Genomic DNA, 24,611 nt, shown 5'->3' on the forward strand with positions numbered 1-24,611 from the left:
CGGGCTCAGTTGGCCGGCCCCAGCCCGTAGCGGTCGGGCAGCAGGCCTTCCATGTCGATGTCCGGACCGTCGCGGCCGGCGGCAGCGCCAGCGCTGGCGGCGATCTGGTCAGCCGCAATCTTGCCTGATCCGCAGCTCATCGCCCAGCCCGTCGAACCATGGCCGAGGTTCAGGAACAGCCCCGGCACCGCGGTGGGGCCGATCAGCGGCGGCCCGTCGGGCAGCATCGGCCGGGCGCCGGCCCATTGCGTCGCCTCCTGGTAGTTGCCGGCCACCGGGAACCAGTCGCGTGCGACCTTGACCAGCGTGTTCAGCGCGGCGGGGCGCAGGTCGAGCCGGCGCGAGCCCAGCTCTGCCGTGCCGGCCACGCGCAGCCGATTGCCCATGCGCGTCATCGCGACCTTGTACGACTCGTCCATCAGCGCGCCCAGCGGGGCCTGCAGTTCGTCGCGGATCATCACCGTCACCGAATAGCCCTTGACCGGATACAGCGGCACGCGCAGGCCCAGCGGGCGCAGCAGCGCGGCGCTGTCGGCGCCGGCGGCGACCAGCACGCGCTCGGCACCGAGCACCGCGGCAGAGCCCTGGCCGCCGGGTTCGGTCAGCTCGATCTCCAGCTTGCCGGCCGGGCCGGGACGGATGCGTGTCACCGCGGTGTCGAAGCGGAACGACACGCCCGCGGCTTGCGCATGCCGGTGCAGCGCGCGCACGAACATCGGGCAGTTGCCGGATTCATCTTCCGGCAGGTGCAGCCCGCCGGCCAGCGGCGTGCCGGCGGCCAGCCCCGGCTCGATCTGGCGGCATTCGGCGGCGCTGACCAGCCGGTGCGGCACGTTGTTCTCGCGCAGCAGGGCGATGGCGGGCCCGGCCAGGTCCAGCTCGCGCGCGGTGCGGAACAGCTGCAGGTAGCCCTGCGACTGCTCGTAGTCGATCTCCAGCTCGCTGCGCAGCCGGTGCAGGCAGGCGCGGCTGTAGAACGCCAGCCGCTGCATGCGCAGCTTGTTGGCGCGGTAGCGCTCGAGCCGGCATTCGCGCAGCCAGCGCGCGATCCAGCGCCACATCGCCGGATCCGCGGCGGGGCGGAACAGCACCGGCGCCTCGCGCGCGAAGAGCGTGCGCAGGATCTTGGCCGGCATGCCGGGCGCGGCCCAGGGCGTGACGTAGCCGGGCGCGATCACGCCGGCATTGCCGAAGCTGGCTTCCTGCGCCGGCGCGCCGCGGCGCTCTAGCACGGTCACGTCGAAACCGGCCTGGCGCAGGTACCACGCCGAACTGACGCCGATCGCGCCGGCGCCGATGACGATCACATGCATCGCTGCGCGAACCTCCCTCGCGTGTCCGTTGCCGTCCCGGCCAAGGCTATTTGACCTCCTGCTGCATCACCGCGTCGGGCAGCCAGGTCACCACGCCGGGCCAGATCGTGACGATGGCGATCGCCACCACCATCATCATGAAGAACGGCAGCGAGACCCGCGCGATGTAATTGCTGTCCTTGCCTGTCATGCTCTGCAAAACGAACAGGTTGAAGCCGACGGGCGGCGTCACTTCGGCAATCTCCACCAGCAGCACGATGAAGATGCCGAACCAGACCAGGTCGAAGCCGGCCGCCTGCACCATCGGCAGCACCGTGGCGGTGGTGAGGGCGATCATCGAGATGCCGTCCAGCGCCGTGCCGAGCACGATATAGATCACCGTCAGCACCGCGATCAGCGCCCACGGCGACAGCTGCAGCGCGGCCACCCACTCGGCCAGCGCGCGCGGGATGCCGGTAAAGCTCATGGTCACCGACAGGAACGAGGTCGCGCCCAGCACGAACATGATCATCGCGGTCAGGCGCGTGGCCGACATCAGGCTGTCCCAGAATGCGGCGCGCGTGAGCGACCCGCCCGCCCACGCCAGCGCCAGCGACGCGACCACGCCATAGGCCGCGGCTTCGGTGGCGGTGGAGTAGCCGGTCACCATGATCGCGGTGATGAAGGCGATCAGCACGATGCACGGCAGCAGCTGCCGGATCGACGCCAGCCGCGCGCGCCAGTTGAAGTGCTCCGACGCCGGGGTCTTGTCCGGGTTGGCCAGCGCCCAGACCACGATGTAGCCGGAAAACAGCAGCATCAGCAGCAGCCCCGGGACGAAGCCGGCCAGGAACACGCGGATGATCGACACATCCGCCGAGACCGCATACACCACCATCGTGATCGACGGCGGGATCAGGATGCCAAGCGTGCCGGCGCACGACAGCGAGCCCAGCGTGATGCGCTCGTCGTAGCCGCGCCGGGTCAGTTCGGGCAGCGCCGACTTGGCGATGGTGGCGCAGGTGGCCGCCGACGAGCCCGACACCGAACCGAAAATGCCGCAGCCCAGGATGTTGACGTGCATCAGCCGCCCGGGCAGCCAGCTCAGCCATGGCGACAGCCCGCTGAACATCTGCTCCGACAGCCGGGTGCGGAACAGGATCTCGCCCATCCACACGAACAGCGGCAGCGATGCCAGCGTGTACGAGGCGCTCGACGACCACCACGCATTGGCCAGGCTGACCAGGGCCTCGCGGTCGGAGAACACCACCAGCCCGAGCCACGACGTGACCGCGATGGCCACGGGAATCCACGCGCCCAGCGCGAGGAAGACGATCAGCACCAGCAGCAGGATCAGTGCAACCACGACCGTGCTCATCAGACCGTCTCCCCGAAATCGCCGGCGGCCAGCTTGGCCTCCTGGGCCAGCTGGTAGCGCGGCTTCTGCCGCCGCACCACGCGCAGCCATTCGTCCGCGACCGCCAGCAGGAACCCCGCGCAGCCCAGCACGGCGAAGCTCTGCGGTATCCACAACGGGATCACGATCTGGCCCTGCGAGACATCGCCGATCTCCCAGCTCTGAAACGCGAAGGTGCCCAGCGCCCAGGCCGCATAGGCGGCGAACCCCAGGCAGATGGTGAGAGAGACCAGTTCGAGCAGCCAGCGCCGGCGCGGGCCGACCGCCGACAGCAGCATCTCCACGCGCACGATGCCGCCATGCTGGAAGGTCTGGCCAAGCACCAGGAAGGCGGAGGCGGCGCACAGCCAGGCCACGATGTCGTCGCCGCCCTTGAAGATCACCGAGGTTTCGCGCGACAGCGACATCAGGATCATGATCACGCAGACGGCGAGGATGCACAGCGCGCCGAGCGCGGCGAACAGGTCCAGCAGGCGGTCGAGCCAGCGCTTGGAAGAGGGGGCAGTGGGCATGATGGGCGGCGAAGATAAGGATGGGCGCCCCGCATGGCAGCCGGCGCGGCCGCGATGCAGGGCGCTGGAGATCGGTGGACGCGGGTCCCCGGGCCTACTTGCGGTAGGCGTCGAGGATGGCCTTGCCGTCAGGGCCCGCGCTCTTGGCCCAGTCGTCGACCATGGTCTGGCCCAGCTTCTGCATGTCGGCCTTGAGCTGCGGCGACGGCTGCTGCACCGTCATGCCGTTCCTGGCGAGCGTGGCCAGGTATTCCTTGGTCTTCTGCTCCGATACCTGCCAGCCGCGCTTCTCGGCGTCGGCGACGGCCTTGAGCAGCGCATCCTGGGTGGGCTTGTCGAGCGCCGCGAAGGCCTTCTTGCTGACCACCAGCATGTTCTTGGGCAGCCAGGCATCGACCGCATAGAAGTACTTCACGCTCTCCCACACCTTGGTGTCGACGCCGGTCGCGCCCGACGACATGAAGGAGTTGACGGTGCCGGTGGCGAGCGCCTGCGCCAGGTCGGCGGCCTGGATCGTGACCGGCTGCGCGCCGACCAGCTCGGCGATGCGCGAGGTGGCGGGATTGTAGGCGCGCCACTTCAGGCCCTTCATGTCGGCGGCCGAATTGATCGGCTTGTTGGCGTAGATGCCCTGCGGCGGCCAGGCCACCGCGTACAGCAGCTTCAGCCCCTGCTTGTCCAGCACCTTCTCCGTGACCGGGCGCGAGGCCTGCCACAGCTTGTAGGCATCGGCATAGCTGGTGGCCAGGAACGGCACCGCGTCGACGCCGAACACCGGGTTCTCGTTGGCCAGCAGCGACATCAGGATCTCGCCCATCTGGACCTGGCCGGTCTGCACGCCGCGCTTGATCTCGTTGGCCTTGAGCAGCGACCCGTTGGGATGCAGCACGATCTTGAGCTTGCCGCCGGTGGCCTTGTCGACGTCGCTGGCCATCTGCTGCAGGTTCTCGGTGTGCAGGTTGGCGACGGGGTAGCCGGTGGGCAGGTCCCACTTGGTGTCCGCCTGTGCCGCCACGGCGGCCAGCATCAGCGTGGCCGCGATCATTGCCTTGACTCGCATCTCGATCTCTCCTGGTGTGCGCGCGGGGGCGCGGTTGTACAGCGGGTTGCGTACTACCTGGTGCCACGCGCGGGGCTGGCTCGGGCCCGGCGCATGGCGCAAGATCAACGGCGCGGCGGCGGGCTCAGTCGGCGCGCGCTAAGGGCTGCATGATGGGCTGCACGATGCGTTCCAATGCAAGGGCCGTGCCGAGCAGGCTGGCGTCGCGCATTGGCCCGTGCGACAGCATCAGGCCCACCGGCAGCTCGTCCGGCGCATGGCACGGCATCGATACCGAACAGCCGTCGAAGAAATTGAAGGCGGAGGTATTGCGCAACAGCAGGGCATTGACGCGGAAGAACTGCGCGTCATCGGTGCGCAGCGGCGCCATCTCGGGCGCCACCATCGGCACGGTGGGGCAGACCACCGCGTCGAAGCCGTCCAGCCGCGCTTCCATGCGGGCAATCCAGTCCAGCCGGGCGCGGCCCAGGTCGATATAGTCGGCGGCGCTGATGCCGGCGCCGCGGTCGATGCGCGACGCCACGCGCGGGTCGTAGCGGTCGCGGCGGGCCGCCAGCAGGTGGCGGTGGATGGCATAGGCCTCGGCCGCGCTGAAGCCGCCATGCGCGTTCAGCGCGGCCAGTTCACCGAGCTCGGGCAGGTCGACATGCTCCAGCCGCACGCCGGCGGCCGACAGCCGGCCCAGGGCGCGGTCGAAGGCGCGTGCCACCACGGGGTCGAGATCGTCCAGCAGCAGCTGGCGCGGGATCGCCAGCCGCGTCGCGGCCGCATCGGTCACGCGCGGCAGCACCGCGCTGTCGGCAATCACGCTGTCCACCGCGATGCAGTCGCCGACCGTGCGCGCCATGGCGCAGGCGGTGTCCAGTGTGTACGACAGCGGGAAGGCCCCGGCCAGTGGCACGCGACGCGCGGTGGGCTTGAAGCCGGTGATGCCGCACAGCGCGGCCGGGATGCGGATCGAGCCGCCGGTGTCGCTGCCGAGCGCGGCCACCGCCAGCCCCAGCGCCACCGATACTGCGGCGCCGGACGACGACCCGCCCGGGATGCGGGCGGCGCCTTCGCCGCCGGCCGGATTGGCGGGCGTGCCGTAATGGGGATTGATACCCACGCCGGAGAACGCGAACTCGGTCATGTTGGTGCGCCCCACCAGCGCTGCCCCGGCCGCGCGCAGGCGCGCCACCACGGGCGCGTCGGCGGCGGCCGGCGCGGCATCGGCGCGCACCAGCGAGGCGGCGCGGGTGACCTCGCCGGCCACGTCATACAGGTCCTTGACCGAGACCGGCAGGCCCGCCAGCGGATGCAGCGCCTTGCCGGCGCGGCTGGCGGCATCGGCGGCACGCGCCACCTGCGCGGCAGCCTCGAAGGTGCTGTGCAGGAACACGGCCTCGGCCGCCGGCGTGGCCGCCCGGGCCGCGGCCTGCTCGACGATCTGTGCGCGACTGGTGCCGCCGTCGCGCAGGCGGGCGTTGAGGGTATCGAGGTCGGGAAGCATCAAGGGCATGGGTCTGCAAATGAGGTGCGGCGGCGCGCGCAGCGCGCGCCGGGGGGCGGCCTGGGAACCTCAAGGGTAGCAAGAAGCCCTGCAAGGCGACAGATAGGGATGGCCTCTATGTCGTGGCGCGCGCCGCGGCAGTGCCGGGGTGGGGTGGGGCGAAGCCGCCGGCTAGGCCTGGCGCGGCAGGCGTACCTCGAACAGGGTCCCGGCCGCATCGGAGCGGGCGTCGATCGAGCCTTGGTGGGCCCTGGCGATTTCGCTGGCGATATACAGCCCCAGCCCCAGGCCGGGGGCGTTCTTGTCGTGCGGATCCTCGCCGCGCCTGAGCGGGTCGAAGATCTGGCCCAAGGTCTGCGGATCGATCGGCGGGCCGCTGTTCCAGACCGACACATGGACCTGCGCCGCTTGGCCCGTGACGGTAACCCGGACCGGCGTGTCCGCCGCGCCGTACGTGACCGCATTGGTCACCAGGTTGGAAAGCAGCTGCTGCAGCCGCGCACCGTCCCAGACGCCCTGCAGGTTGCCCTCGGCGGCGAATTCGATGCGGTGGTCCGGGTGGGCGGCGCGCAACTGGTCCACGGCATCGCCAAACACCTGCGCCAGGTCGATCGCGGCGGGCGCGATGTTGATGCCCAGGCCAAGCTTGGTCCGGTTGAAATCGCACAGGTCGTCCAGCAGCGCATTCATGCGGGCGCCGCTGCGGATCAGCCGGGTCGCGGCTTCCGATACCTTTTCCCCGGCGTTCAGCGCGGCCAGGTATTGAGCGGTGGTCTGGATGGTCTGCAGCGGGCTGCGCATGTCGTGCCCCAGCATGCCGAGCAGCAGGTTGCGCGCCTGCTCGACCTGCGCATCGAAATACCCGACGGATTCCGTGACGGCCTGGTCGATGGCCTCGTTGAAGCGGACCATGTCTTCGAAATCCGATGGGCCCGGGTGGCCGTCATCGATCCACAGCCGCAGCACGCTGGCACGCAGGGCCCGGTACTCGCTGACCATCTGGTTGATGTTGAAGCCATGGCGTGCCCGCAGCAGCGCGTGGGTCTGGGCCGCGGTTTCCGGAGCATCGGGCAGGCGGGGCGACCGCCCCATCGACTTTTCGCGCTGGGCGCGGCGCGTTTGCGGGGTGGACAGATCCTTGATCACGGCATTCAGGATCTGCTGCGCGTGATCGCGCAGGGCGGGCGCATCCATGTGTCTTGCGGCCGGCATCAGGGTGCCGGCAAACGCCTCCCACTCCCTCAGGATGCTGCTCATGTCGCGCCTGATGAAATCAGCAAGTCGCATGTCTGCTTCGGCAGGATTGGACAAACCGGTCTATAGACCTGGTCAGTAACATCTTACGCGATTGCCGGCGCAGTGCTTGATTGCGGCGCCCTGGGCGCGCACGGCCGCGCTGACCGCGACTGTGACGGCAAGTGCTGTCGCGGCCATCGGGCAAGTCCGCGCTGCGACCGGCCGCGCGGTCAGCCGTGTGACTCCTCGGGGGTGACGGCGGCGCGCAGGCGCAGGCCACCGTCGTGGCAATGGATATGCAGTTCGCCGTTCTCCCGCCTGGCTCGTGCCCAGCCCGCCGAGATCGCGTCCTCGAGCGTCGGGAACCGTTGCCGTTGGGGCCGGCTCTCGCAGTCCAGCGCCCAGCCAACGTCGGCCGGTGTAACGCGAATTATTCGCGCTTGCATATTGCCTCCCGGGGTCCGGGCCAAAAAAGCGCCCGCTACGTGCAGCGGGCGATCAAAAGCCGAATGGGTGAACGCATCCGGCAGTGCGATATTGCCGCGCCGCAGTCGCCATAGCATATCCCTACTCGAGTGGTAGGGTGGCAGAAATGCATCACGTCTTGATGCTTGGGAGCCCGGCCGGGACCTCAGGCGGGTTCCGCGCGATAGGCCGACCAGTAATAGTGGCTGTGCCGGTTATGGCGCGCGAGCTTCTTTACGATAAAGAGCCGCACCGTGCCCAGATGGCCGGCCTCGACCAGGACCTCATGGTGATTGGGCGCCTCCGCCGTGGCGCGCGGCAGGGTCTGCAGCGCGGCGGCGACATGGTGTCCCTGCACTTGCGCCAGGATGCCGTTGGCCCCGGCTACCGGATACCCCGGCGTCGCGGCCGGCAGGTGGCAACCGGCGGCACGTTTGCTGTTGCCCATGCTTACCTCCGCCCGGGCACGATGCGCACCCCGTCCCGGCAGACCTCGATCCGAGGCTGGTGGCCGTAAGCGCGCAGCAGCCGCACATCGCTCCTGGCGGAAGCCGGAATGTCCTGACGGCAAGCCAGGGCGCTGCGGCTGATGTGAAAGGCGCCGCAGCCGGGGCAGAGGTAGAGATAGCCGCGGGGCGCGGCGCGCGTGCGCTCGGCAGCAGCGCCGCAGAGGGGGCAGTTTGCGGGTTCGGGCGACATGGGGGGCTCGGGTTGATACTGTATGGATATACAGTATAGCGTCTCCGCCCGGTCTGAGAAGCTTCCGAGAAACCCCTGAGGTCTGTCCAGATATTCCAGCCGGGGCGCGGCCCCCGAAATGTCGTTTTATTCGTGGTAATTCACCGATAAACTGTCAGGCCGAAGGCGGCGGCCGGCGGGTCGATCCGGCGCAACCGGGCCCCCCGGACGCCTCGAATGCCCCCAATCGAAAGGAAACTCCCGCATGTCACGCAAGCCCGCCGAAAGCGCGCCCGCCGCCGCAGCCGCCGGAGCCGATGCCAGCGCCGGCCGGCCCGCTACCGCACTGTCGCGCGCCGCCGGCGCGAATATCGTGTCGTCGTCGCACCTGGTGTCGGTGCGCAGCCCCGAGTTGTCGGAATTCGAGTTCGGCCTGAACACCGCCTACAACGCCTACAGCCGCTGGGTGGTGCGCTGCATGGGCGCTGCCGGCGTGCGCGACCTGACCTTCCTGGACGTGCTGGTGCTGCACCACGTCAACCACCGCGGCCGGCCCAAGCGGCTGGCCGATATCTGTTTCGTGCTCAACGTGGAAGACACGCACCTGGTGACCTATGCGCTGAAGAAGCTGCAGGGGCTGGGGCTGGTGAGCGGGGAGCGGGTGGGCAAGGAGGCCACCTATTCGACCACCGCGGCCGGCGCCGAGGCGTGCTCGCGCTACCGCGAAATCCGCGAGCAATGCCTGACCAGCAATTTCACCGCGGGCAGCGAAGAGAATGCCGAGATCGGTGAACTGGCCCGGCTGATGCGGGTGCTGACCGGCCTGTACGAGCAGGCTGCGCGGTCGGCGACGTCACTCTGACCCGTTCATTGCGCGCAAGTGATGCATAAGCATTATCACGATCCGTGCTGACACAGCGCGGCCGTGATGTCGCAGTGCAAAAAGCGGGGCTCGGCAAGGTACAATAGCGGTTTCCCGCCAGCCGGCACCCCATGCAGCGGTGCCGGCCAAGCTGCAGCCCCTACCTCTCGCCTCCCGACCGCTACGATCATGGCGCATTTCTCGTGCTTCCCCGGCGCTTTGGCGCTCTCCGCCTTCCGTCAGCAACGCCTGCTTACCGCTCTCCGGCAAATCGACGCCGATATCGAGTCGGTGCACGGCCAGTTCCTGCATTTCGTCGATGCGCAGACGCCGCTGTCGGCCGACGACCAGTCGCGCGTGGCGGCGCTGCTGACCTATGGCGCACCGTTCGCCGAGCAGCCGGAGGGCGACCGCTTCGTGGTGATCCCGCGCTTCGGCACGATCTCGCCGTGGGCCAGCAAGGCCACCGACATCGCCCACAACTGCGGCCTGACCCATATCCACCGCATCGAGCGCGGCATCGAGATCACCGTGGTCTGCAAGAAGGGCCTGCTGCGCGGGCGCAAGTCGCTGGATGCGGACACCCGCGCCGCCGTCGCCGCGCACCTGTTCGACCGCATGACCGAGACCGTGGTCGCCTCGCGTGATGATGCCGCCGGTTTGTTCCAGGAACTGCCGGCCAAGCCGCTGCGCTTTATCGACATCGCCGCCGGGCGCAGCGCGCTGGCCGCGGCCAACGTCGAGATGGGCCTGGCGCTGTCCGAGGACGAGATCGACTACCTGGTCGACGCCTATGCAAAGCTGGAGCGCAATCCGACCGACGTCGAGCTGATGATGTTCGCGCAGGCCAACAGCGAACACTGCCGCCACAAGATCTTCAACGCCACCTGGACCATCGACGGCGTGCAGCAGGACAAGTCGCTGTTCGCGATGATCCGCAATACGCACCAGCTCAATCCGCAGGGCTCGATCGTGGCCTACTCGGACAACTCGGCGGTGATGGAAGGCGACGTGGCGGAGCGCTGGTTCCCGCGCGGCGACGACCACAAGTACGGCCGCCACGAGGCGCTGACGCACACGCTGATGAAGGTGGAGACGCACAACCACCCGACCGCGATCTCGCCGTTCCCGGGTGCCTCCACCGGCGCCGGGGGTGAAATCCGCGACGAAGGGGCAACCGGCCGCGGCGCCAAGCCCAAGGCCGGCCTGACCGGCTTCACGGTATCCAACCTGATGCTGCCCGAGGCGGTCGAATCGTGGGAAAACGACCGCGACGCCGCCCAGCCGGTGGCGCACCGCAACCCGGACGACAAGCCCGGCGTGACCGGCAAGCCGGACCGCATCGCCTCGCCGCTGCAGATCATGATCGACGGCCCGCTCGGCGGCGCCGCGTTCAACAATGAATTCGGCCGCGCCAACCTGGGCGGCTACTTCCGCGTCTACGAGCAGAACGTCGGCGGCACCGTGCGCGGCTACCACAAGCCGATCATGATCGCGGGCGGCATCGGCAATATCGATGCCTCGCACACGCACAAGAACCCGCTGCCGGCCGGCACGCTGCTGATCCCGCTGGGCGGCCCGGGCATGCGCATCGGCATGGGCGGCGGCGCCGCCAGCTCGATGGCGACCGGGACCAATACCGCCGACCTGGACTTCGACTCGGTCCAGCGCGGCAACCCCGAGATGGAGCGCCGCGCGCAGGAAGTGATCAACGCCTGCTGGCAGCTCGGCGACGCCAACCCGATCCTGTCGATCCACGACGTCGGCGCCGGCGGCATCTCCAACGCCTTCCCTGAACTGGTCGACGGCGCCGACCGCGGCGCGCGCTTCGACCTGCGCCAGGTGCACCTGGAAGAGTCCGGCCTGTCGCCGGCGGAAATCTGGTGCAACGAGTCGCAGGAGCGCTATGTGCTGGCGATCGCGCCGGACAGCTTCCCGCAGTTCCAGGCCATGTGCGAGCGCGAGCGTTCGCCGTTCGCCGTGGTCGGCATCGCCACGGAAGAGAAGCAGCTGCAACTGGTCGACGCCAGCGTCGACGCCGCGCTCAAGGAGCACTACGCCGTCGACATGCCGATGGACGTGCTGCTGGGCAAGCCGCCGCGCATGCACCGCGACGTCAAGCGCGTCGAGCAGCCGCTGCCGGCCGTGGACGTGACCGGCATCAGCCTGGAGCAGGCCGTGCGCGATGTGCTGCGCCACCCGACCGTGGCCAGCAAGTCGTTCCTGATCAGCATCGGCGACCGTACCGTGGGCGGCATGAACGCGCGCGACCAGATGGTCGGCCCGTGGCAGGTGCCGGTGGCCGACGTGGCCGTGACCACGCTGGACTACAAGGGCAACGCCGGCGAGGCGATGACCATGGGCGAACGCACGCCGCTGGCCGTGATCGATGCACCGGCTTCGGGCCGCATGGCGATCGGCGAGGCGCTGACCAACCTGGCGGCCGCGCCGGTCAAGGACCTGGGCAAGGTCAAGCTGTCGGCCAACTGGATGGCCGCCTGCGGCGTCGAAGGTGAAGATGCGAAGCTGTACGACACCGTGCATGCCGTCGGCATGGAGCTGTGCCCGGCGCTGGGCATCAGCATCCCGGTGGGCAAGGATTCGCTGTCGATGCGCACCAAGTGGCAGGACGAGGGCGTCGACAAGGAAGTGGTGGCGCCGGTATCGCTGATCATCTCGGCCTTTGCCGCGGTCGACGACGTCAACCGCACGCTGACGCCGCAACTGCGCACCGACGCCGGCGACACCGTGCTGATCGCGGTCGACCTGAGCCGCGGCAAGAACCGCATGGGCGGCAGCATCCTGGCGCAGGTGACGCAGCAGGTGGGCGACAGCGCGCCGGACGTCGACAACGCCGAAGACCTGAAGAACTTCTTCAACGTGATCCAGCGCCTGAACCGCGAGGGCAAGCTGCTGGCCTACCACGACCGCTCGGATGGCGGCTTCATCGCCACGCTGGCCGAGATGGCCTTTGCCGGCCATTGCGGCATCTCGCTGAACGTCGACATGCTGGCGCTCGATCCGCAGCAGGAGCAGGACTACGGCGATGCCAAGAACTGGGCCCAGCAGATCGCCGAGCGCCGCAACGACCAGACCCTGCGCGCGCTGTTCTCGGAAGAACTGGGTGCGGTGGTGCAGGTGCGCATGGAAGACCGCGATGCGGTCTTCGCGGTGCTGCGCGAGGCCGGCCTGTCGGCATGCAGCCATGTGGTCGGCAAGCCCAACACCTCCGACCAGGTCGAGATCTATCGCGACGCCAAGAAGGTGTTCGGCGCCTCGCGCACCGACCTGCAGCGCAACTGGAGCGAGGTCAGCTGGCGCATCGCGCGCCTGCGCGACAACCCCGCCTGCGCCGACAGCGAATATGACCGCCTGCTCGACGCCGCCGATCCTGGCATCAGCCCGGTGCTGACCTTCGATCCGGCCGAGGACATCGCCGCCCCGTTCATCGCCACCGGTGCCCGTCCGCGCGTGGCGATCCTGCGCGAGCAGGGCGTCAACTCGCAGATCGAGATGGCGTACAGCATGGACCGCGCCGGCTTCGACACGCACGACGTGCACATGAGCGACCTGATCGCCGGGCGCGCCAACCTGGCCGACTTCACCGGCTTTGTCGCCTGCGGCGGCTTCAGCTACGGCGACGTGCTGGGTGCGGGCGAGGGCTGGGCCAAGACCATCCTGTTCAATGCGCAGATGGCCGAGCAGTTCGCCGCCTTCTTCAACCGCCAGGACACCTTCGCGCTGGGCGTGTGCAACGGCTGCCAGATGATGAGCAACCTGGCCCCGATCATCCCGGGCGCGGGCGCCTGGCCCAAGTTCACGCGCAACCAGTCGGAGCAGTACGAGGCGCGCTATGTCACGGTCGAGGTGCAGTCGTCGCCGTCGATCTTCTTCGCCGGCATGGAAGGCAGCCGCATCCCCATCGTGGTCGCGCACGGCGAAGGGTTTGCCGACTTCTCGCAGCAGGGCAATATCGACCAGGCCCATGTGGCGCTGCGCTTCGTCGACAACTACGGCGCGGTCACGCAGACCTATCCGCTCAACCCGAACGGCTCGCCGGACGGCATCACCTCGGTGACCACCGTCGACGGCCGCTTCACCGTGCTGATGCCGCACCCCGAGCGCGTGTTCCGCGCCGCGACCATGAGCTGGGCGCCGGATGCATGGAAGCAGGTCGCCGATGGCGGCAGCCCCTGGATGCGGATGTTCCGCAATGCGAGGAAGTGGGTGGGATAAGCACCAGCCTGGGGCCTGCGCCCCTTCTCCCAGGCAAGAGCCACCGGCAGCGCCGGTGGCTTTTTAGTTTTTTGGCGATGCAAGCCGCCAATGCGCGGATGCCGACGGCCATTTCGCTTCGCTTCATCGAATCTGCCGCATTTTCCGCCGCCTTCGCACTGTTAATCTCGCGCTGACTCACGATCGGATGCGGGGCCGGTGTCCCTGCACCCGGCTCGCTCACCCACGGAACGGTCACGGAATGGTTGATTCGGAGATCCCGCATGAATCAGAAGGCGCAGTCGTCCCCGGCAGTTGATGCAGACTATATGTTGGCCCCGGTCCCGCCCGATGCGCGCAGGCCGACCTGGAAGCAGGTGATGGTGTGGGTCGGGTTCGGCTACGTTGCCACCGGCCTGTTTATCGGCGGTACGCTGGCCGGCCCGGCAGGCGGAGCGGGCGTTTCCTTTCCGATGGCGATGCTGGCCATCGCCATCGGCATGGGCATCCTGTTCGTGCTGACCTCGCTGCTGGGCGTGATCGCGCAACGAACCGGGCTGAGCCTGGCGCTGCTGTGCCGTTATGCCTATGGCGCAAAAGGCATGAATTTGCCGATGCTGGCGATGGGGCTGCTGACGCTCGGCTGGTTCTCGGCGATCACGGGCATGGTGGGGGATATCTGGGGGGCCTTTATCGGCAACCCGAGCGGCATCGTGGTGTTCGACCCGGGCCGGCTGGGATACCAGATCGCCCCCATTACGCTGGAGGTCTTTGCGGCATGCCTGCTCTGCGGACTCTTGTTCACCGCGACTTCCATGTCCGGCATGAAAGGGCTGGAGCGGCTGGCGGTACCGGTGGCGCCCGTCATCATGCTGATCGCGGTGCTGGTCGGCATCGGCATGCTGGACGAAGGCGGCGGGCTCGGCAGTTTTGTCGCGGCCTCGTCGCAGAAGCACGGGCTGCCGCTGCCGTCGGCCGTCACCATGCTGGTGGGGAGCTGGATTGCCGGCGCCATCATGGGCGTCGACCTGTTCCGCTTCTGCCGGAACGCCCGGGCGGTCTGGCTGGGTTCGGCCGCCTGCTTCCTGCTGACCAATCCCTTGCTCAATATCGTCGGCTATATCGGCACCGTCACCGTCGGTGAATACAACTACGTGTCGTGGATGCTGGAAAAGAGCTTCCTGCTGGCACTGGCGGGCGCGGTCACATGGACCTTGTCGCTATGGACCACCAACGACGCCGAGCTCTATTGCAATGCGCTCTACACCGGTCCCGTGCTGCAGTCCTGCGGCTTCGATGTCAGCAAGAAGCAGCTCGTGCTGGTGGCGGGCCTTGCCGGCACCGTGCTCGGTGCGCTCGGCTTCTACCAGATGTTCTTTTCGCCATTCATCAACTACCTCGGCATCATGGCGCCGCCGCTGGCGGGCCCGCTGCTGGCGGATTTCTACATCAAGCACAAAGGCCGCTATGACGTCCGCGAACTGGATCAGCAGCCGGAGTACAACCGGGCGGGCGTGGGCTCGGCACTGATCGGCATGGTGCTGGGGCTCGCCCTCGAGCTGAACCAGTGGCTGGTGGCCTGGCCCAATGGCCTGGTGGCGCTGCTGGCCACCGTGCTGCTGTACTTGCTGTTGCACCCGATATTGAGCGCGAAGCCGCGCCCGCTGGCGGAGAAGGCATCATGAAGAAGGTCTTCCTGAATGAATTCTCCACGGCCGAGCTGGAGGCCATGTTCGCCGCCGGCAACCTCGACAGTGCGATCACGGTATTCGGCAGTTGCGAGAGCCATGGCGGCCACCTGCCGCTGGGGCCAGACCTGTTCGTGCCCACCGAAGTGGCCCGGCAGGCGGCGCAACGACTTGCCCGCACTGTGGTGGTCCCGGGCGTGCCGTTTGGCACCTCGATGCACTACAACGCCAATCCGATGGCGATCTCGCTTCGCTTCGAGACGGTGACGGCCGTCGCCGAGGATATGTTCGAGAGCCTGCTTGCCTACGGCATCCGGCACATCTTTGTGCTGAACGGCCATGACGGCAATATCGCGCCGCTGGAAATCGCACAGCGCAAGGTCAAGCAGCGGCATCCGGAAGCCGTGTTCGCCTTTATGCCCGCTTGGTGGTACCTGGTTGGCAAGCTGCTTGGGGAAGACTTCTTCGCCGAGTGGGACGGGCTGGGCCACGGCGGCGAAGGTGAAACCTCCATCACCATGGCGGTGCGCCCGGAATTGTGTGACCTGGGCAAGGCCGTGCGCCAGATGCCCGCTGACAGCATCCGCCTTGGCGAGCGCGTGCAGATCATGTGGGATATCGCTGAAGTTTCCGCGACCGGTGCCACGGGCGATCCTACGCGGGCCAGCGCGGAGAAAGGCAGCAAGATGCTCGATGCCCTGGTGGCGCTGGTCGTCGACAGTATCAGGCAGCTCGACGACGAAGGCTGGCGTTACGATCGCCGACAGTGAGGGACGCTTCAACCCCGGATCGGCGCGCGCAAGCCTGAGCTCCACGACGCAAACGCATAAGTCAGCACGCGCCTGGTTTCAAAACCGGGGGGCGGCGCGATCTCGCCGCGAGCCTCCTTGTATGCCACCACGGCATGCAGGATCTTCTCGGGCGAGTAACGGTCCCGCAGGGGAAGGTGGGGATGGAGCCGGCGCCAGCCGGGGGCGGCGCCGTCCAGGGTGGCCCAGGCCAGTGCGCAATAGCACAGGCCCCGGGACGAGAGATGCCAGAGCTGCCAGTAGCGGCCGGTCGTCTGCACGCGCTGCATCCTTGATGGCTGCAGGGCCGGCGGGGGCGACCGGCCCGCGGCTTACTGGACCTTGGCCTTGTCCTTCAGGGCCTTCATCATGGCCTGGAACTGCTCGCGCTGCCAGTTCTGGTCGCCCATCAGCATCTGCGTCAGCTGCGGCTTCACTTCTTCGAACGACGGGATCTTGGCGTCGCGCACGTCGACCAGCTCGATGATGTGCCAGCCGAACTGGGTCTTGACCGGGGTGTCGGTCATCTGCCCCTTCTTCAGGCCGGTCATGGCCGCCGAGAACTCGGGCACGTAGCTGCTGCTGTTGGCCCAGTCCAGGTCGCCGCCGTTGGCGGCCGAGCCCGGGTCCTTCGAGGCGGCCTTGGCCTGGTCCTCGAACTTGGCGCCGCCCTTGATCTTGGCGATGATGGCCTTGGCGTCGGCTTCCTTTTCCACCAGGATATGGCGGGCGTGGTATTCCTTGCCATTGCCGAACTGCGACTTGATCTTGTCGTATTGCTTGCGCAGCTCGGCGTCGCTGGCGCCGTGGGTCTTGACGTAGTCTTCGAACACCGCACCGGCCAGCACGTTCAGGCGCGCCTGTTCCAGTTGCTCCTGCACGTCGTCGCGCTGGGTCAGGCCGCGCTTGTTGGCTTCCTGCACGAGCAGTTCGCGGTCGATCAGCATGTTGCGGGCGCGCGTGCGCAGCTCCGGGCTGTCGGGCTGGCCGGTGCCGGCGATCAACTTGTCCAGCTTTGCCGACGGAATGGCCTTGCCATTCACGACGGCGGCATTCTGGGCGATGGCCGGCAGGCTGCCGGCAGCAAGCACAGCCGCCAGGCTGAACGAGAGGACGGTGGTCTTCATGGAATCAGGTCTGAGAGTTGCTGGAAGAATCGCGTGAGGGTGCGAGGGATTGTGCGCGGGATTGGTACTCTTGGTCGGTGAACGCAGTCACGGCCAGGGCGTGGATCTGCGTGGGGAACAGACCGCGCAGCGCATCATACACCATGCGGTGTCGGGCAACCCGGTTGTGACCCGCAAAGCGCTCGCTGACGATTGTCACGTCGTAATGTCCGCCGCCGGACGCGGCGCCGGCATGTCCGGCGTGCAGCGCGCTGTCGTCGCGCACGGCCAGGTGGCTGGGGGCGAGCGCTGCGCGCAGCATTGCCTCGATCGTAGCGGGATCGGCTGCCATCGGTGGTTTCCTTCGGTTTGTGGGAACGAAACGGGGGCGGCGCGCCGCCGTCAGTCCTGGGTGTTTTCCGGCATGTGGCGCGACAGCCAGACGCTTTGCGCGACGATGAAGACCAGCATCAGCCCCATGCTGCCGAACAGCTTGAAGTTGACCCAGGCCTCGGTCGAGAACTGGTAGGCCACGTACAGGTTGAGCACGCCCATGGCGGCGAAGAAGCCGGCCCACGCGAGATTGAGGCGCGCCCACACCGGATCCGGCAGGGACACCTGCTTTTCCATCATCGCGCGGATCAGGTTCTTGCGCCACACCAGCACCGAGCCCAGCAGCGCGGCCGCGAACAGCCAGTACAGCACGGTCGGCTTCCACTTGATGAAGGTTTCGTTGTGCAGCACCAGGGTGGCGCCGCCGAAGACCGCGATGATCAGCAGGCTGACCCACTGCATCGGCTCGACCTTGCGGTGGCGGAACCAGACCCAGCCGATCTGCACCACCGTGGCGCCGATGGCCACGGCGGTGGCGGTGTAGATGTCGGCCAGCTTGAAGGCGGCAAAGAAAAGAATGACCGGGAACAGGTCGAACAGGAATTTCATGCGGGTCCAGGTTGTGCCCGGCGTCTGGGCCGGGCCATTCAGGCGTCAGGGCTGCGGGTCGCGTTTGGGCGCTTCGGCAGCGTGGGCATCGTCCGCCGCACGCTGCGCCGGGTCGCGATCGTCGAATTTTAGCGCAGCCGAGTTGATGCAATAGCGCAGGCCGGTCGGCGCCGGCCCATCCTCGAACACGTGGCCGAGGTGGCTGCCGCACTCCTTGCAGCGGACTTCGACGCGCGTCATGCCGTGGCTGTGGTCGACATGCTCGGCAATGACCTCGCCGTTGATCGGGCGGAAATAGCTGGGCCAGCCGCAGCCGGCATCGAACTTGGTGGCCGATTCGAACAGCGGCGTGCCGCAGCCCACGCAGTGGTAGATGCCCTGGTCCCAGTGATCCCAGTAGCGGCCGGTGAAGGGGCGCTCGGTGGCGGCCTCGCGGGTCACGCGGTATTCGATCTCGGAGAGTTGTGCACGCCACTCGGCGTCGGTCTTGGTGGTGGTCATGGTTGTCCTCGCGGTGTTCCTTGGAGTGGATGGCCGGTCAGGCGTTCAGCGTCCACGCTTGTCCTTGCGGTTTGTCCACGGCATTGGTCGCCGGAATTGCGCGAACCTCACACCGGCTTGCGCCGGCTTGCAGGCGTGCGGTGCCGGTTGTAGTCGTCAGGATGAGCAACTCACCTCCAGCCCCGCGGCCCAGTCCGGCGGCAGCGCCGCGTAGTGCTCGGCCTCGGGCTGTTCGTCGAACGGGCGCGACAGCACCGCCAGCAGCCGGTCCACCTCGCTGAAGTCCTTGTCGCGGGCACGGCGGATGGCGGTTTCGGCCAGGTGGTTGCGCAGCACGTACTTGGGGTTGACCGCCAGCATTTCCAGTTCGCGGGCGGCATCGTGCGATTGCTCGGCGCGCAGGCGCACGCGGTAGTCGGCCACCCAGGCGTCGAAGGCGGCGCGGTCGAGGAACAGGTCGCGCACCGGCGCGTCGCGCGAGGCATCGGTGGACGAAATGCCGCACAGCTTGCGCCAGAACAGGGTGTAGTCGACGCGCTGGCCGTGCAGCAGCTGGAACAGGCGGGTCAGCAGCGGCTCGTCGGACCTTTCGCTGGCAACCCGGTCGCCGCCTGCAGGTGGGCGCAGGCCCAGCTTGGCGCGGTAGTGGCGGAAGAACGCCGCGGCGTAGCGCTCGCGGAACGGGTCCAGCGCGGCGCGCGCGGCTTCGACTGCGGCATCGCGCGCGCTTTCCTGATCGGCCTGCCCGGGTGGCAGCCACAGCGGCAGCAGCGCCTGCGCCAGGCAGTGCAGGTTCCAGAACGCCACCTGCGGCTGCTGGCTGTAGGCGTAGCGGCCCTGCGTGTCGGAGTGGTTGCAGATATGGTTGGCGTCGAACGCATCGAGGAAGCCGAACGGGCCGTAATCGATGGTCAGGCCCAGGATCGACATATTGTCGGTGTTCATCACGCCGTGGCAGAAACCCACCGCCTGCCAGTGCGCGATCAGGTCGGCGGTGCGCAGCGAGACCTCGCGCAGCAGCGCCTGGTAGGGCTGGCCCTCGTCGCGGCAGGCGGGCATGAAGTTGTCGATGACGAAATCCGCCAGCTTGCGCAGCGCGGCCACGTCGTCGTGCGCGGCGAAATGCTCGAAGTGCCCGAAGCGTATGAAGGTGGGCGACAGCCGGGTCACGACCGCGGCGGTCTCGATGGTCTCGCGCCGCACCGGCGCGTCGGAGCCCACGATCGAGAGCGCGCGCGTGGTCGGCACGCCCAGCGCGGCCATTGCCTCCGAGCACAGGTACTCGCGGATCGACGAGCGCAGCACCGCGCGCCCGTCGGCCATGCGCGAATAGGGCGTCAGGCCCGCGCCCTTGAGCTGGATTTCCCACGGGCCGGTGTCGGTCTGCGCCTGCGCGAGGCGGATCGCGCGGCCGTCGCCGAGCTGGCCGGCCCAGACCCCGAACTGGTGTCCGGAATAGACCGTCGCCAGCGGATCGGCCCAGTCCGGCACCTGGTTGCCGATGAAGGTGTCGATGAAGTCTTGCCGGGCGCCGACGCTCGCGTCCCAGCCGAGCAGCGCCGCGGCGGCCGGCGCCACGCTCACCAGGTACGGCGACGGCAGCGGGGTGGGGCGCAGGCGCGTGAAGAAATGCGGGCCCAGGTCGGCAAAGCCGGGCGCGGCAGGGAATGGCAGCGGCAGGGTCGCCGGCGGGGCGGTATCGGCAATGGATGGTGCAGCGTGCGGCTGGGGCGTATCTGGCATCGCGTAGGGCGCTCGGGCGCCAGGTGGCAGTGCGCTTTCCATGCACTTCGGCAGGGTGCCGCGGCACGCGTGTCAGGCGGTGCGGCGCGGCATGCGGAAGGCACGAAAATGCGATGGTGGCTAGGGAAAACGACATGTTGAGGTGCAACATGCCACGCAGTATTGTACGTCCTCAACGGCACGAGACCGCGCCCCGCCGGGACATGCCGCCATGCACCGCAAGGTTATTTCCTGCCTTCACTGAGCCCATGAATCCGGTGCATGGATTTCCGCAGAATTGCGGCCCCGACCACAGCAACGCGACGACAGTACGGCAGTGCACGATCGGATCGGCTCCTTGCCGATGCCAAACATGCGAACGACCGTCCAAAAATAGTACGGTTGTTCGTTTTTCGGTGGGACAGAACAGCATTCAGGAGACAGGTTCATGGCATTGATGGGTCAAATGATGAGCGCACCGCTGCTCATTTCCTCCATCATCAAACACGCCGCGCGTTATTACGGCAGCACCGAGATCGTCTCGCGGCGCACGGAGGGCGACCTGCATCGCTATACGTACCGCGATTGCGAGCTGCGTGCCCGCAAGCTGGCGCAGGCGCTCGGCGCGCTGGGCGTGAAGCAGGGCGAGCGTGTCGGCACGCTGGCCTGGAACGGCTACCGCCACCTGGAGATCTACTACGGCGTGTCGGGCATGGGCGCCGTCTGCCATACCGTCAACCCGCGCCTGTTCCCCGAGCAGATTGCCTATATCGTCAACCACGCGGAAGACGGCTATGTCTTCTTCGACCTGACCTTCCTGCCGCTGGTCGAGGGCGTGGCGCCGCATTGCCCCAACGTGCGCGGCTGGGTGGCGATGACCGACCGGGCGCACATGCCGGCCGAGTCCAAGGTGCCGCTGCTGTGCTACGAAGAACTGCTCGAAGCGCAGGACGGCAACTACGAATGGCCACAGTTCGACGAGAACCTCGCGTCGAGCCTGTGCTACACCTCGGGCACCACCGGCAATCCCAAGGGCGCGCTGTATTCGCACCGCTCCACGGTGCTGCACTCCTACGCCTCGGCCATGCCGGATGCGCTGGGCTGCTCGGCCAGCGACGTGATCCTGCCGGTGGTGCCGATGTTCCACGTCAATGCCTGGGGCCTGCCGTACTCGGTGCCGCTGGTCGGCGCGAAGCTGGTGCTGCCGGGGCCCAAGCTGGACGGCGCCTCGCTCTATGAACTGTTCGAGCAGGAAAAGGTAACGTTCTCCGCCGGCGTGCCGACGGTGTGGCTTGGCCTGCTGCAGCACATGCAGGCGAACCAGCTGAAGTTCTCCACCTTCCGCCGCACCGTGATCGGCGGTTCGGCCGCGCCGCCGGCGATGATCCGCGCGCTCGAGGCGCTCGACGTTGAGGTGATCCACGCCTGGGGCATGACCGAGATGTCGCCGCTGGGCACCGCCAGCAAGCTGCTGGCCAAGCACCACGACCTGCCCGACGCCGAGCGCCACAAGATCCAGGAAAAGCAGGGCCGCGTGATCTACGGCGTCGACATGAAGATCGTCGACGGCGAGGGCAAGGAACTGCCCTGGGACGGCAAGGCTTTCGGCGACCTGCTGGTGCGCGGGCCGTGGATCATCGACCGCTACTTCCGCAATGACGCCAGCCCGCTGGTCGACGGCTGGTTCCCGACCGGCGACGTCGCCACCATCGATGCCGACGGCTTCATGCAGATCACCGACCGCAGCAAGGACGTGATCAAGTCGGGCGGCGAATGGATTTCGTCGATCGATATCGAGAACGTCGCCGCCGCGCATCCCGCGGTGCATATGGCGGCCTGCATCTCCGCCTACCACCCCAAGTGGGACGAGCGCCCGCTGCTGGTGGTGGTGAAGAAGGCCGGCGCCGAGGTCAGTCGCGAGGAACTGCTGCGGTTCTTCGAAGGCAAGGTCGCCAAGTGGTGGGTTCCGGACGACGTGGCCTTTGTCACCGAGATTCCGCTGACCGCCACCGGCAAGATGCAGAAGCTGCGGCTGCGCGAGCAGTTCAAGGACTACAAGCTGCCGACTGCCTGAGGCCGGCAGGCCAGCATCCGGTGCGCCGGGCCCGCTTGCGGCACGGCGCTGCCGGGGCCGGCCGTGCGGCGCGAACAGGAGGGCGCCACGCGGCCGGCCGCATCGACGACATCGAACCACAAGCCAACGACAAGAGTGAAGGAGACAGGTATGACCAAAATGCGTCCGCTGGTGGCCGGTGTGGCCACGTTTGCCGCACTGGGTTCTGCGCTGGTTTCGGGGGCCGCACTCGCGGATACGGTGAAGATCGCCTTTATCGATCCGCTCTCGGGACTGATGGCGCCGGTTGGCCAGAACCAGCTCAAGAGCTGGCAGTACGTGGCCGATGTCGCCAACCAGAAGGGCTGGGCCGGTCCGCACAAGTTCGAGGTGGTGGGCTTCGACAACAAGCTGTCGCCGCAGGAAAGCCTGACCATCCTCAAGCAGGCGGTCGACCAGGGCATTCGCTACATCGTGCAGGGCAACGGCTCGTCGGTCGGCCTGGCGCTGCAGGACGCGGTGGCCAAGCACAACGAGCGCAACCCCGGCAAGGAAATCGTCTACCTTAACTACGCCGCGGTGGATCCGGACATGACCAATGCCAAGTGCAACTACTGGCATTTCCGCCTGGACGCGAACTCGGACATGAAGATGGAGGCGCTGACCACCTTCCTGGCCAAGGACCCGAACGTCAAGAAGGTCTACCTGATCAACCAGAACTACTCGTTCGGCCACCAGGTGGCGCGCGCCGCCAAGGACTACCTGAAGCGCAAGCGCCCGGACATCCAGATCGTCGGCGAAGACCTGCATCCGCTTGCGCAGGTCAAGGACTTCGCGCCGTACGCCGCCAAGATCAAGGCCTCCGGCGCCGACACCGTGATCACCGGCAACTGGGGCAGCGACCTCGCGCTGCTGATCAAGGCGGGCAAGGACGCCGGGCTCACCACCAACTACTACACCTACTACGCCGGCACCACCGGCGTGCCGACCGCGATGGGCTCGGCCGGTGCCGAGCACGTCAAGTACGTGGGCTACTACAACCCCAACAACAAGGGCTTCCGCGGCGCCGACATCATCGAGGGCTACAAGAAGAAGTACAACGACGACTTCTACGTGATGGCCTCTTACACCGGCATTGCCATGCTCAGCAAGGCGATGAAGGACACCAACTCCACCGATCCGGTCAAGGTGGCCAAGGCGCTGGAAGGCATCAAGGTCGACAGCATGAACGGCACGGTCGAGATGCGCAACACCGACCACCAGGCGCAGCAGCCGCTGGTGGTCGCCACCTGGACCAAGGTCGACGGCAAGGAAGTCAAGTACGACCAGGAGAACACCGGCTACGGCTGGAAGACCAACGCGCTGATGGACCAGTACGTGTCGGCCCAGCCGACCTCCTGCCAGATGAAGCGGCCGGGCTGATCCCGACGGCGGGGCGCGGCCATCGCTGACAAAGTGGCCGCGCGGCCTGCATACTTCCGGTCTTTCCGGCCGACATTCCGGTCTTTTTCCAGACCATAACGGGGAGTGTCCGGGGGCGATGTGCGCCCCCGGCGGTGGCGCTCACCCTCGATCGACCCGGACGGTTGCCGGCATGCCCCCGCATGGCGGCACCAGCTTGAAGGACACGCTGTGGAATTCTTCGTCATCTCACTGCTGAACGGCATCAGCTACGGGCTGCTGCTGTTCATGCTGTCGTCGGGCCTCACGCTGATCTTCAGCATGATGGGCGTGCTCAACTTTGCCCATGCCAGCTTCTACATGCTGGGCGCCTACTTTGCCTACACCATCGCCAGCAAGATCGGCTTCTGGCCGGCGCTGATCTTCGCGCCGCTGCTGGTGGCGGGCGCGGGCGCGCTGGTGGAGCGCTTTGGTCTGCGCACGGTGCACAAGTACGGCCACGTGGCCGAGCTGCTGTTCACCTTCGGCCTGGCCTACCTGATCGAGGAGGGCGTCAAGCTGGTGTGGGGCCTGGCGGCGGTGCCGTACCGGATCCCGGCCGAACTCGACGGACCGCTGTTCACGGTGTTCACCTCGTCGTTCCCCAAGTACCGCGCCTTCATGATGCTGGTGTCGCTGGGCATGCTGGTGGCGATCTACCTGGTGCTGACGCGCACCCGCATCGGGCTGGTGATCCAGGCCGCGCTGACCCATCCGGAAATGGTCGAGGCGCTGGGGCACAACGTGCCGCGCGTGTTCATGATGGTATTCGGCGGCGGCGCCGCGCTGGCGGGGCTGGCGGGGGTGATCGGCGGCAATGCCTTCGTCACCGAGCCGTCGATGGCCGCCGCGGTGGGGTCGATCGTGTTCGTGGTGGCGGTGGTGGGCGGCATGGGCTCGCTGGTGGGCGCGTTCATCGCGTCGATCCTGATCGGCGTGCTGCAGACCTTCGCGGTCACCATCGATGCCTCGCTGGCGGGCCTGATGACCAGCCTCGGCCTGGCGGTCAGCGAGGCCACGCCGTTCTATTCGCTGTGGAAGCTGACGGTGGCCCAGGTGGCGCCGGTGCTGCCGTACCTGCTGCTGGTGGTGATGCTGATCTTCCGCCCGCGTGGACTGATGGGAACCCGGGAGAGCTGACG

General features: G+C 67.5%; 22 protein-coding genes. 7 read left to right on the forward strand and 15 right to left on the reverse strand.

The genetic code is table 11. The features are described 5' to 3' along the window. Positions 1–5 precede the first annotated feature (5 nt). The 9 genes from AC3FMM_RS25975 to AC3FMM_RS26015 all read right to left on the reverse strand — a co-directional run bounded on the left by AC3FMM_RS25975 (position 6) and on the right by AC3FMM_RS26015 (position 8,173). Complete coding sequence (locus AC3FMM_RS25975) at positions 6–1,313, reverse strand: D-amino acid dehydrogenase (protein ID WP_115709335.1); 1,308 nt, start codon at positions 1,311–1,313, stop codon at positions 6–8. A gap of 46 nt (positions 1,314–1,359) precedes the next feature. Beyond that, complete coding sequence (locus AC3FMM_RS25980) at positions 1,360–2,670, reverse strand: TRAP transporter large permease (RefSeq protein WP_115709336.1); 1,311 nt, start codon at positions 2,668–2,670, stop codon at positions 1,360–1,362. Further along, positions 2,670–3,221, reverse strand: a complete 552-nt coding sequence (locus AC3FMM_RS25985) for a TRAP transporter small permease subunit (protein ID WP_414249118.1) — start codon at positions 3,219–3,221, stop codon at positions 2,670–2,672. The genes AC3FMM_RS25980 and AC3FMM_RS25985 overlap by 1 nt, the downstream gene beginning before the upstream one ends. Positions 3,222–3,315: 94 nt before the next feature. Then, the gene (locus AC3FMM_RS25990) at positions 3,316–4,281 is read right to left on the reverse strand and encodes a TRAP transporter substrate-binding protein (RefSeq protein WP_115680151.1); all 966 of its coding nucleotides are present in this window, start codon (positions 4,279–4,281) and stop codon (positions 3,316–3,318) included. A gap of 124 nt (positions 4,282–4,405) precedes the next feature. Next, positions 4,406–5,782: an amidase gene (locus AC3FMM_RS25995; RefSeq protein ID WP_326348179.1), complete on the reverse strand. Its 1,377-nt coding sequence runs from the start codon at positions 5,780–5,782 to the stop codon at positions 4,406–4,408. Between the two features lie 162 nt (positions 5,783–5,944). After that, on the reverse strand, positions 5,945–7,060 hold the full coding sequence (locus AC3FMM_RS26000) for an ATP-binding protein (protein ID WP_488687673.1): 1,116 nt from the start codon (positions 7,058–7,060) through the stop codon (positions 5,945–5,947). A 179-nt stretch (positions 7,061–7,239) separates the two neighbouring features. Then, entirely contained in the window at positions 7,240–7,572 is a 333-nt protein-coding gene (locus AC3FMM_RS26005) for a DUF2188 domain-containing protein (RefSeq protein WP_326348181.1), read from the reverse strand. A 68-nt stretch (positions 7,573–7,640) separates the two neighbouring features. Then, positions 7,641–7,922, reverse strand: coding sequence for a hypothetical protein (locus tag AC3FMM_RS26010; protein WP_115680154.1), 282 nt, complete (start codon positions 7,920–7,922; stop codon positions 7,641–7,643). 2 nt (positions 7,923–7,924) lie between these two features. Further along, the gene (locus tag AC3FMM_RS26015) at positions 7,925–8,173 is read right to left on the reverse strand and encodes a hypothetical protein (protein ID WP_116312519.1); all 249 of its coding nucleotides are present in this window, start codon (positions 8,171–8,173) and stop codon (positions 7,925–7,927) included. A 244-nt stretch (positions 8,174–8,417) separates the two neighbouring features. Here AC3FMM_RS26015 and AC3FMM_RS26020 point away from each other — a divergent pair, with 244 nt between their 5' ends. From AC3FMM_RS26020 to AC3FMM_RS26035, 4 genes are all read left to right on the forward strand, one after another. Then, entirely contained in the window at positions 8,418–9,014 is a 597-nt protein-coding gene (locus AC3FMM_RS26020; protein WP_115709348.1) for a winged helix DNA-binding protein, read from the forward strand. Positions 9,015–9,203: 189 nt separating this feature from the next. Then, positions 9,204–13,250 carry a phosphoribosylformylglycinamidine synthase gene (gene purL / locus AC3FMM_RS26025; protein WP_488687674.1) on the forward strand — a complete coding sequence of 1,349 codons (4,047 nt, stop codon included), beginning with the start codon at positions 9,204–9,206 and terminating at the stop codon, positions 13,248–13,250. A 308-nt stretch (positions 13,251–13,558) separates the two neighbouring features. Next, the gene (locus AC3FMM_RS26030; RefSeq protein WP_473704064.1) at positions 13,559–14,914 is read left to right on the forward strand and encodes a purine-cytosine permease family protein; all 1,356 of its coding nucleotides are present in this window, start codon (positions 13,559–13,561) and stop codon (positions 14,912–14,914) included. Continuing rightward, positions 14,911–15,687, forward strand: a complete 777-nt coding sequence (locus AC3FMM_RS26035; RefSeq protein WP_116312522.1) for a creatininase family protein — start codon at positions 14,911–14,913, stop codon at positions 15,685–15,687. Before AC3FMM_RS26030 ends, AC3FMM_RS26035 begins: the two co-directional genes overlap by 4 nt. 8 nt (positions 15,688–15,695) lie before the next feature. Here AC3FMM_RS26035 and AC3FMM_RS26040 read toward each other — a convergent pair whose 3' ends face one another. From AC3FMM_RS26040 to AC3FMM_RS26065, 6 genes are all read right to left on the reverse strand, one after another. Next, positions 15,696–15,995, reverse strand: a complete 300-nt coding sequence (locus tag AC3FMM_RS26040; RefSeq protein WP_115709356.1) for a hypothetical protein — start codon at positions 15,993–15,995, stop codon at positions 15,696–15,698. A 42-nt stretch (positions 15,996–16,037) separates the two neighbouring features. Next, complete coding sequence (locus AC3FMM_RS26045; protein WP_115680161.1) at positions 16,038–16,832, reverse strand: peptidylprolyl isomerase; 795 nt, start codon at positions 16,830–16,832, stop codon at positions 16,038–16,040. 4 nt (positions 16,833–16,836) lie between these two features. After that, on the reverse strand, positions 16,837–17,163 hold the full coding sequence (locus AC3FMM_RS26050) for a BolA family protein (protein WP_062799129.1): 327 nt from the start codon (positions 17,161–17,163) through the stop codon (positions 16,837–16,839). 50 nt (positions 17,164–17,213) lie between these two features. Continuing rightward, a complete protein-coding gene (locus tag AC3FMM_RS26055) occupies positions 17,214–17,753 on the reverse strand; it encodes a septation protein A (protein ID WP_115706832.1) in 540 nt (179 codons plus the stop codon). 45 nt (positions 17,754–17,798) lie between these two features. Then, entirely contained in the window at positions 17,799–18,254 is a 456-nt protein-coding gene (gene msrB, locus AC3FMM_RS26060; RefSeq protein ID WP_115709359.1) for a peptide-methionine (R)-S-oxide reductase MsrB, read from the reverse strand. Between the two features lie 156 nt (positions 18,255–18,410). Beyond that, entirely contained in the window at positions 18,411–19,997 is a 1,587-nt protein-coding gene (locus AC3FMM_RS26065; RefSeq protein WP_488687675.1) for a protein adenylyltransferase SelO, read from the reverse strand. Between the two features lie 427 nt (positions 19,998–20,424). On the opposite strand from AC3FMM_RS26065, the gene AC3FMM_RS26070 reads away from it, so the two are divergent. The 3 genes from AC3FMM_RS26070 (at position 20,425) to AC3FMM_RS26080 (ending at position 24,609) form a co-directional block, all read left to right on the forward strand. Next, complete coding sequence (locus AC3FMM_RS26070) at positions 20,425–22,050, forward strand: 3-(methylthio)propionyl-CoA ligase (protein WP_488687676.1); 1,626 nt, start codon at positions 20,425–20,427, stop codon at positions 22,048–22,050. Positions 22,051–22,200: 150 nt separating this feature from the next. Next, a complete protein-coding gene (locus AC3FMM_RS26075; RefSeq protein ID WP_116312526.1) occupies positions 22,201–23,451 on the forward strand; it encodes a branched-chain amino acid ABC transporter substrate-binding protein in 1,251 nt (416 codons plus the stop codon). A 210-nt stretch (positions 23,452–23,661) separates the two neighbouring features. Then, positions 23,662–24,609, forward strand: coding sequence for a branched-chain amino acid ABC transporter permease (locus AC3FMM_RS26080; protein ID WP_062799143.1), 948 nt, complete (start codon positions 23,662–23,664; stop codon positions 24,607–24,609). Positions 24,610–24,611 lie beyond the last annotated feature (2 nt).

The organism is Cupriavidus sp. 207A1 (genome assembly GCF_057798955.1).

Coding starts and splice junctions, on each gene's coding strand:
- AC3FMM_RS26035 (WP_116312522.1), top strand. CDS start 14,911: ATGAAGAAGGTCTTCCTGAATGAATTCTCCACGGCCGAGCTGGAGGCC.
- AC3FMM_RS26015 (WP_116312519.1), bottom strand. CDS start 8,173: ATGTCGCCCGAACCCGCAAACTGCCCCCTCTGCGGCGCTGCTGCCGAG.
- AC3FMM_RS25975 (WP_115709335.1), bottom strand. CDS start 1,313: ATGCATGTGATCGTCATCGGCGCCGGCGCGATCGGCGTCAGTTCGGCG.
- AC3FMM_RS26050 (WP_062799129.1), bottom strand. CDS start 17,163: ATGGCAGCCGATCCCGCTACGATCGAGGCAATGCTGCGCGCAGCGCTC.
- AC3FMM_RS26065 (WP_488687675.1), bottom strand. CDS start 19,997: ATGCCAGATACGCCCCAGCCGCACGCTGCACCATCCATTGCCGATACC.
- AC3FMM_RS25995 (WP_326348179.1), bottom strand. CDS start 5,782: ATGCCCTTGATGCTTCCCGACCTCGATACCCTCAACGCCCGCCTGCGC.
- AC3FMM_RS26020 (WP_115709348.1), top strand. CDS start 8,418: ATGTCACGCAAGCCCGCCGAAAGCGCGCCCGCCGCCGCAGCCGCCGGA.
- AC3FMM_RS26005 (WP_326348181.1), bottom strand. CDS start 7,572: ATGCTATGGCGACTGCGGCGCGGCAATATCGCACTGCCGGATGCGTTC.
- msrB (WP_115709359.1), bottom strand. CDS start 18,254: ATGACCACCACCAAGACCGACGCCGAGTGGCGTGCACAACTCTCCGAG.
- AC3FMM_RS26040 (WP_115709356.1), bottom strand. CDS start 15,995: ATGCAGCGCGTGCAGACGACCGGCCGCTACTGGCAGCTCTGGCATCTC.
- AC3FMM_RS26045 (WP_115680161.1), bottom strand. CDS start 16,832: ATGAAGACCACCGTCCTCTCGTTCAGCCTGGCGGCTGTGCTTGCTGCC.
- AC3FMM_RS25990 (WP_115680151.1), bottom strand. CDS start 4,281: ATGCGAGTCAAGGCAATGATCGCGGCCACGCTGATGCTGGCCGCCGTG.
- AC3FMM_RS25985 (WP_414249118.1), bottom strand. CDS start 3,221: ATGCCCACTGCCCCCTCTTCCAAGCGCTGGCTCGACCGCCTGCTGGAC.
- AC3FMM_RS26070 (WP_488687676.1), top strand. CDS start 20,425: ATGGCATTGATGGGTCAAATGATGAGCGCACCGCTGCTCATTTCCTCC.
- AC3FMM_RS26030 (WP_473704064.1), top strand. CDS start 13,559: ATGTTGGCCCCGGTCCCGCCCGATGCGCGCAGGCCGACCTGGAAGCAG.
- AC3FMM_RS26000 (WP_488687673.1), bottom strand. CDS start 7,060: ATGCGACTTGCTGATTTCATCAGGCGCGACATGAGCAGCATCCTGAGG.
- purL (WP_488687674.1), top strand. CDS start 9,204: ATGGCGCATTTCTCGTGCTTCCCCGGCGCTTTGGCGCTCTCCGCCTTC.
- AC3FMM_RS26055 (WP_115706832.1), bottom strand. CDS start 17,753: ATGAAATTCCTGTTCGACCTGTTCCCGGTCATTCTTTTCTTTGCCGCC.
- AC3FMM_RS26075 (WP_116312526.1), top strand. CDS start 22,201: ATGACCAAAATGCGTCCGCTGGTGGCCGGTGTGGCCACGTTTGCCGCA.
- AC3FMM_RS26010 (WP_115680154.1), bottom strand. CDS start 7,922: ATGGGCAACAGCAAACGTGCCGCCGGTTGCCACCTGCCGGCCGCGACG.
- AC3FMM_RS25980 (WP_115709336.1), bottom strand. CDS start 2,670: ATGAGCACGGTCGTGGTTGCACTGATCCTGCTGCTGGTGCTGATCGTC.